At 39.4% G+C, this 5846-nt stretch carries 7 protein-coding genes; all 7 read right to left on the bottom strand.

The window, feature by feature from the left end; translation table 11 throughout:
* Positions 1 to 318: 318 nt before the first annotated feature.
* The 7 genes from ccpA to HT671_RS10175 all read right to left on the bottom strand — a co-directional run bounded on the left by ccpA (position 319) and on the right by HT671_RS10175 (position 5346).
* Positions 319 to 1329, bottom strand: coding sequence for a catabolite control protein A (gene ccpA / locus HT671_RS10205; RefSeq protein ID WP_000990605.1), 1011 nt, complete (start codon positions 1327 to 1329; stop codon positions 319 to 321).
* A gap of 311 nt (positions 1330 to 1640) precedes the next feature.
* Complete coding sequence (locus HT671_RS10200; protein ID WP_138703263.1) at positions 1641 to 2240, bottom strand: response regulator transcription factor; 600 nt, start codon at positions 2238 to 2240, stop codon at positions 1641 to 1643.
* Position 2241: 1 nt separating this feature from the next.
* Positions 2242 to 3339, bottom strand: a complete 1098-nt coding sequence (locus HT671_RS10195; RefSeq protein WP_172923152.1) for a sensor histidine kinase — start codon at positions 3337 to 3339, stop codon at positions 2242 to 2244.
* Positions 3339 to 4076, bottom strand: coding sequence for an ABC transporter permease (locus tag HT671_RS10190; RefSeq protein ID WP_138703265.1), 738 nt, complete (start codon positions 4074 to 4076; stop codon positions 3339 to 3341). Before HT671_RS10190 ends, HT671_RS10195 begins: the two co-directional genes overlap by 1 nt.
* Before the next feature lies 1 nt (position 4077).
* Positions 4078 to 4962: an ABC transporter ATP-binding protein gene (locus HT671_RS10185; RefSeq protein WP_050208786.1), complete on the bottom strand. Its 885-nt coding sequence runs from the start codon at positions 4960 to 4962 to the stop codon at positions 4078 to 4080.
* Positions 4949 to 5143 (bottom strand): hypothetical protein, encoded by a 195-nt coding sequence (locus tag HT671_RS10180; protein ID WP_138703266.1) that lies wholly within the window; start codon positions 5141 to 5143, stop codon positions 4949 to 4951. Before HT671_RS10180 ends, HT671_RS10185 begins: the two co-directional genes overlap by 14 nt.
* The gene (locus tag HT671_RS10175) at positions 5140 to 5346 is read right to left on the bottom strand and encodes a hypothetical protein (protein ID WP_138703267.1); all 207 of its coding nucleotides are present in this window, start codon (positions 5344 to 5346) and stop codon (positions 5140 to 5142) included. Before HT671_RS10175 ends, HT671_RS10180 begins: the two co-directional genes overlap by 4 nt.
* Positions 5347 to 5846 lie beyond the last annotated feature (500 nt).

Below are 5846 nucleotides of genomic sequence, written 5' to 3'. Positions count from 1 at the left end.
TTAAATCAATTTATAAGAATGTTTTAGAAGCAGTGATGTACTAGTTCAGATTCACTTTTCTATACTAATACTCTTCGAAAATCTCTTCAAACCGCGTCAACGTCGCCTTGCCGTATATATGTTACTGACTTCGTCAGTTCTATCTGCAACCTCAAAACAGTGTTTTGAGCTGACTTCGTCAGTTCTATCTACAAGTTCAAAGCAGTGTGTTGCGCAGCCTTTAACCAGCCGCCTAGTCCGCTCTATGGTATTCATTAAGTCAACATCTCTTGTTTAAGAGCACAAAATCAGGAAATCTTCTCGATTCCCTGATTTTTTCTATTTACGTTTTCGTGTTGAGCTACGTTCTGTTAATCCATGAGATAATAGAACTTCACGTTCTTCCAACACTTCCTTGTGCATAATCTTAGTCAACATACGCATACTAATGGCACCAAGGTCATAAAGAGGTTGGGCAATAGTTGTCAAGTTTGGACGGGTAAAGCGAGAGACTTGCGAATCATCACTGGCAATGATCTCAAATTCTTCTGGTACTGACACACCTTTATCAGCCAAACCGTTCAAGACACCTGCCGCCAACTCATCACCTGTTACAATTGCTGCAGTTGCATTTGATGAAATCAAGCGCTCTGCCAAGGCATAGCCATCTTCATAAGTGTATTTAGATTCAAATACCAATCCTTCGCTATAAGGAATATCTGCTTTTTTCAAAGCTTCCTTGTAGCCAACCAAACGAACCTTACCATTGATGTCATCCACTAGTGGACCACTGACAAAAGCAATGCGCTCATTTTCTTTAGCGAGGTAGGTCACTGCATCAATCGTAGCTTGTTTGTAGTCAATATTGACACTTGGAAGCTGATGCTCTACATCCACAGTTCCTGCGAGAACAATCGGAGTACGTGAACGCGAAAATTCTGAGCGAATTTTATCTGTCAAGTGATAACCCATAAAGATAATGCCATCTACCTGCTTTGAAAAGAGGGTATTGACAACAGAAACTTCTTTCTCGTTATCTTCATCGCTATTAGCTAGGACAATATTGTACTTGTACATTTCTGCAATATCATCAATCCCCTTAGCCAAACTCGAAAAATAACCATTGGTAATATTTGGAATCACGACACCAACAGTGGTTGTCTTTTTACTTGCAAGACCACGCGCAACTGCATTTGGACGATAATCCAAACGATCAATTACCTCAAGCACTTTTTTACGGGTATTCTCTTTTACATTTTTATTGCCATTAACCACACGGCTGACCGTCGCCATGGAAACACCTGCTTCACGAGCGACATCATAAATGGTTACTGTATCATCTGCATTCATTCCTTTTCCTGTCCTTTCTATCCCACACATTCTTTTACAAGTAGAGGCACCGATTAAAGCTCTATATCTACTTACAAAAGTGAAGATGTGAAAATTTCGTTTTCATATTTTTACTTATTCCATTCTATCACTAATTGTAAACACTTTCAAGTGTTTTTTGAGGATTGATTGAAAAAATTTCATAGAAAGCCTAGGTTTAGCTCCTTGCTACCACCTTAGAGCCACAAAAAGGAGGAAACTAAGCCCCCTCAAGTTACAAATTGTTTGATTGAATAATTTTAACACATAATGGTTTTCGCGTTATGATAGTATCACAACCAACCAGATTCTTTCGCGATATTAGCTGCCTCTGTTCGATTACCTGCATCTAGTTTCGAAAGAATATTAGTGACATAGTTTCGGACTGTTCCGTTGGATAGATAAAGTTTGTCTGCAATTTCTTGGTTAGAGAAGCCCTGAGCAATTCCCTTTAAAACTGCGATTTCTTGTTCTGTTAATGGATTGGGATGCGTCATCACCACTTCCATCAATTCAGGCGAATACTCCTTGCGTCCTTCGAGGACGGTGTGCAAGGTTTTCATGAGGTCTGCAATGTTTCTTTCTTTTAATACATAAGCATCTACTCCAGCCTTGACCGCACGTTCAAAATACCCAGGACGCTTGAAGGTCGTCACCACAACCACCTTTGTTTCTAGATTTTCTGCTCGTATCCACTCCAAGACTTCAAGACCTGTCTTAACAGGCATTTCTACGTCAAGGATGGCGATATCCACAGACTCCTTTTCTAATAGTTGGATTGCTTCTTGCCCATTCTTGGCTTGAAAGATAGACTCTACATCCGGTTGAAGCGTGAGCAACTGGCACATGGCATCTCGCAACATACTTTGATCTTCTGCAACAAGTAGTTTCATCTTAGTTTCTCTCCTTATAAGGTAGTCTAACCTGAACTTCTGTCGGTTGTTTCCAACTAATTACCTTTACTTCTCCCGAAATTGGAAGAACACGATCTCGAACTGTAGGGAGGTCATCCCCCTTTATAGAAGCAAAGCCACAGCCATCATCTCTCACTGTTAGAATGAGTTCCTTCTCTGTCCGTTCTAATTTTAAGTAGACTTTAGACGCTTTAGCATGTTTGATGATATTGGTCACCAACTCAAGCAAAATCATGGAAGCCGTTGACTCCAATTCCTGAGTAAGGCTAGCGGTATCTAGTTGATTAGCCGTTTCCACCTCAATTCCAGCAATCTCTAGCATCTTTTTGACAGTTTCAAGTTCTGATGCTAAGGTCCGTGATTTCAGATTTTCCACAATGGTTCGCACTTCATTCATGGAATCCTTGCTTATCTGGTGAATTTCTTTTAATTCCTTTTCCACCTGTGGATAAGCCTCCATCTGAAATAACTGCAGGGCCAGATCTGTCTTGACACTCAGCATAGCAAAGGTGTGTCCCAGACTATCATGCAAATCCTGACCGATACGACTGCGTTCATTTTCAGCAAGCAAAAGATTTATCTGGGCATTCTGCTTAGCCTGAGCTTCTTTCAAATCCTCCACAATCCGAATCCGAACCAAGCCAAAAGTCATTAAATCGATAAAAGTGAGAATTCCAAGCAGATAGACTAAAAACTCAACTTCGATTCTCTGAAAAATCAAAAGTTGCCCCACAACAAGGACTTGAGCAAGAAGAAAAGTCCAGACATGTAAAGACTTTAAACTACGTACGCTGAAATGATAACTTAAGAGATTGGATAGGAAAAAGAAAAACCAGATATAATTAACAGCAACAAAGGCGGTATTCCCAGCTACATAGACCAGCATGATCCCCCAGAAAAGCCATGATATGCGCTGGTTCTTAGTTATTAAAACACCCAAATACGCCACTACAAATAGAATATCAATCAATAAATGCCAGACAGAAAGCCACCCAGTCACTACAGGTAGGATAGGGAAAATCATAAAAATTAAACTGATCCAAAACATATAGTGTATGCTTTTCAGTCTCTCAAGCATTAAGCATTCTCCTTATGACCTTGAAGGTAGATAGTCAAACCAAACAAAACTACTGAAAAAACAAGTAAATAAACTGTGGCTGATAGATTGATGCCACCCTCGTTTAAGAAGGTCTTGAGCAACTCCATCAACTGATAGGTCGGGAGACACTTACCGACTGCTTGCATCCAGTCTGGAAATAAAGAGATAGGCATCCAGAGTCCACCTAAAACAGCCAATCCTAGATAAAGAAGATTACCCACGACAGACATCAGCTGACTAGTTGGTAAGAGAGTCAAGGCCAAGCCAAGCGCTACAAAAGCAATACTTCCCATAATCAGCAAAATCGCAGCTCCAACCCAGCTTGCTAAAGGCATATCCACACCTCTTACAAAATGCCCAACTGAGAAAACCACCAAGATTGAAACCAAATAATCAACCAGCATACTTGTTATCTTTGATAGATAATATTCTACCATATTTACAGGGCTATGACGCAATGTTTTCTGCCAGTTGTTCATCTTATCGGTATGTAAAACAGCTGGGAATGAAAAGATAGCGGTCGACATCATGGAAAAGGCAGTCATTGAGATAAGATAATCACGCATAAAATTCGCGGGTCCACCTGGTGTGTCCTGGTACATGCCAGAAAAGAATAGATAGAAGGCTGTCGGCATCCCTACTGATAATAAATAATAGACGAGTTGCCGTTTGGTCAATAAAAATTCTATCTTATTTAATGCTATCCATCGTTTCATCTTAGTCATCTCCTTTTTGAGTTTCTTCAAAGATTGTATCCAGCAAACTACGATTATTGACTTCAATTTCTTGAATCCTACATCCTGCTCGGACTAATAGTTGCCAAAAAGCATCCGCTTCACGTGTAACTACTTGCAAAGCATCTTGTTTTTGTGACCAGTTTTCAACCAAGTTAGACTGCTCAATGACTTCCTTGTATGCTAGAGGAAGGATAAAGTGCTTTTCAATCTCCTCACTGCGCATGGCTAGAGGTGTTGTATCGCGAATCAACTCTCCCTTATTCAAGACCAAGATTCGGTCCGCTGTATGCTCTACCTCTTCGATATAATGGGAGGAATAGAGAATGGTAACTCCCTTAGCTTTTAGGTCCTGAACAATTTCCCAAAAGCGTTGACGAGTTGAAGTATCCATGGCAGCAGTTGGTTCATCTAAAAAGACAAGCTTTGGTCGCCCAATCAAGGTCAAGACAAAAGAGAAGAGACGCTTTTGCCCGCCTGACAATTTTTCTGCGAATTGCTCTTTCTGATGCTGGTCAAACTGCAATAGTTGATCGATTTCCTGGTTGCTCAAGGGATTTGGGTAAATGCTTTGAAAGAAAGCAATCAACTCTATGACCTTTAATTTCTGAACGATGACATTTTCTTGAGGCAGATAACCTCTAATATAGTCTAACTGAGAACTCGTCACTGACAAGTCTTGGATGGATACTTGACCGCTTGTGACCAGTTTATCTCCAAGCAGACAGTCCAAGAGTGTGGTCTTCCCAGCACCATTGGGCCCAATCAAGGCGACGCATTCACCTTCAGCTACCTCAAAGGAAATATCCTTCAAAATAGCCTTGCCCTTGATGTTTTTATTTAGGCTTTCTACCTTAATCATGTTCATGATATTCTCCTTTCAGCCACTCATTACTCATCGGAAAGACGATAAAAATCATAAATCCTAATCCACATACACCACGGATGAATTGGTGAAGGAAGGCTTGATCAAACCAACCTGTAAACATTTCTACCAACCATACCACTAGTGATAGTCCAATAAAGAGATAGATAATCGCTTTTTTCATTCCTCAAACTCCTTTTTCACATCTCCGACTAATTTCAAACCTTCTCTAACAAGCCAAGACATCATTCCAAATCCAGCAAAGACCTCCCAAGGAAAATGATAGAAATCCTCATCCAATCCCGAAAACATGAGATAGGTCATAACTCCTGCTGCTACTAAACTCATTGCGATAATCATTTTATTTTTCATCTCTTCATCCTCCATTTCATACTTCAATTATAAACTTTTGAAGTTGGCGGAGCTAGATGCTTCTGTCACTAGGAAATATGACAAATGTCATAAAAGATTCTGTTCAAAACAAGCAAGATACACTATACAATAAAACACAAGTAGAAAAATTTAAGGCAGCTTCCTCAAAAGAAATATCAAACCCCATTCACACTATAATGTAAACTAATACTTATTTAAAATCAAAAAAAGTAGAAATTTTTATCAGGCAAACACATATATTATACGTTGAACAAAACCCTTCTATTGCTTTCTTAAAAATTTATAGGAGTTATAAAATCCCTTGAATTCAATGTGTATACCTAAAATACGGTATTTATTGAAAAGACTGGAGACGAAAAGTATACGCTGCCAAAATGAATTACTGAAATTCAAAAAAGAGAGAAGCAAACTGATTCTCTCTTAATGTATATAATATCTAGTTTTAAAAATACACACTCACATATCTCTATAATGTATCGGGAAGACAGGATTCG

The sequence above is a fragment of the Streptococcus sp. 2741 genome (assembly GCF_013276315.1).
Taxonomy (GTDB): domain Bacteria; phylum Bacillota; class Bacilli; order Lactobacillales; family Streptococcaceae; genus Streptococcus; species Streptococcus pseudopneumoniae.
Note: the sequence above shows the minus strand (reverse complement) of the source record. Positions and strands in the feature narration are given on the sequence as shown.

What these genes read in the sequence shown, in the direction of transcription:
- ccpA (WP_000990605.1), bottom strand. Translation starts at nt 1,329, where the DNA reads ATGAATGCAGATGATACAGTAACCATTTATGATGTCGCTCGTGAAGCA.
- HT671_RS10200 (WP_138703263.1), bottom strand. Translation starts at nt 2,240, where the DNA reads ATGAAACTACTTGTTGCAGAAGATCAAAGTATGTTGCGAGATGCCATG.
- HT671_RS10195 (WP_172923152.1), bottom strand. Translation starts at nt 3,339, where the DNA reads ATGCTTGAGAGACTGAAAAGCATACACTATATGTTTTGGATCAGTTTA.
- HT671_RS10190 (WP_138703265.1), bottom strand. Translation starts at nt 4,076, where the DNA reads ATGAAACGATGGATAGCATTAAATAAGATAGAATTTTTATTGACCAAA.
- HT671_RS10185 (WP_050208786.1), bottom strand. Translation starts at nt 4,962, where the DNA reads ATGAACATGATTAAGGTAGAAAGCCTAAATAAAAACATCAAGGGCAAG.
- HT671_RS10180 (WP_138703266.1), bottom strand. Translation starts at nt 5,143, where the DNA reads ATGAAAAAAGCGATTATCTATCTCTTTATTGGACTATCACTAGTGGTA.
- HT671_RS10175 (WP_138703267.1), bottom strand. Translation starts at nt 5,346, where the DNA reads ATGGAGGATGAAGAGATGAAAAATAAAATGATTATCGCAATGAGTTTA.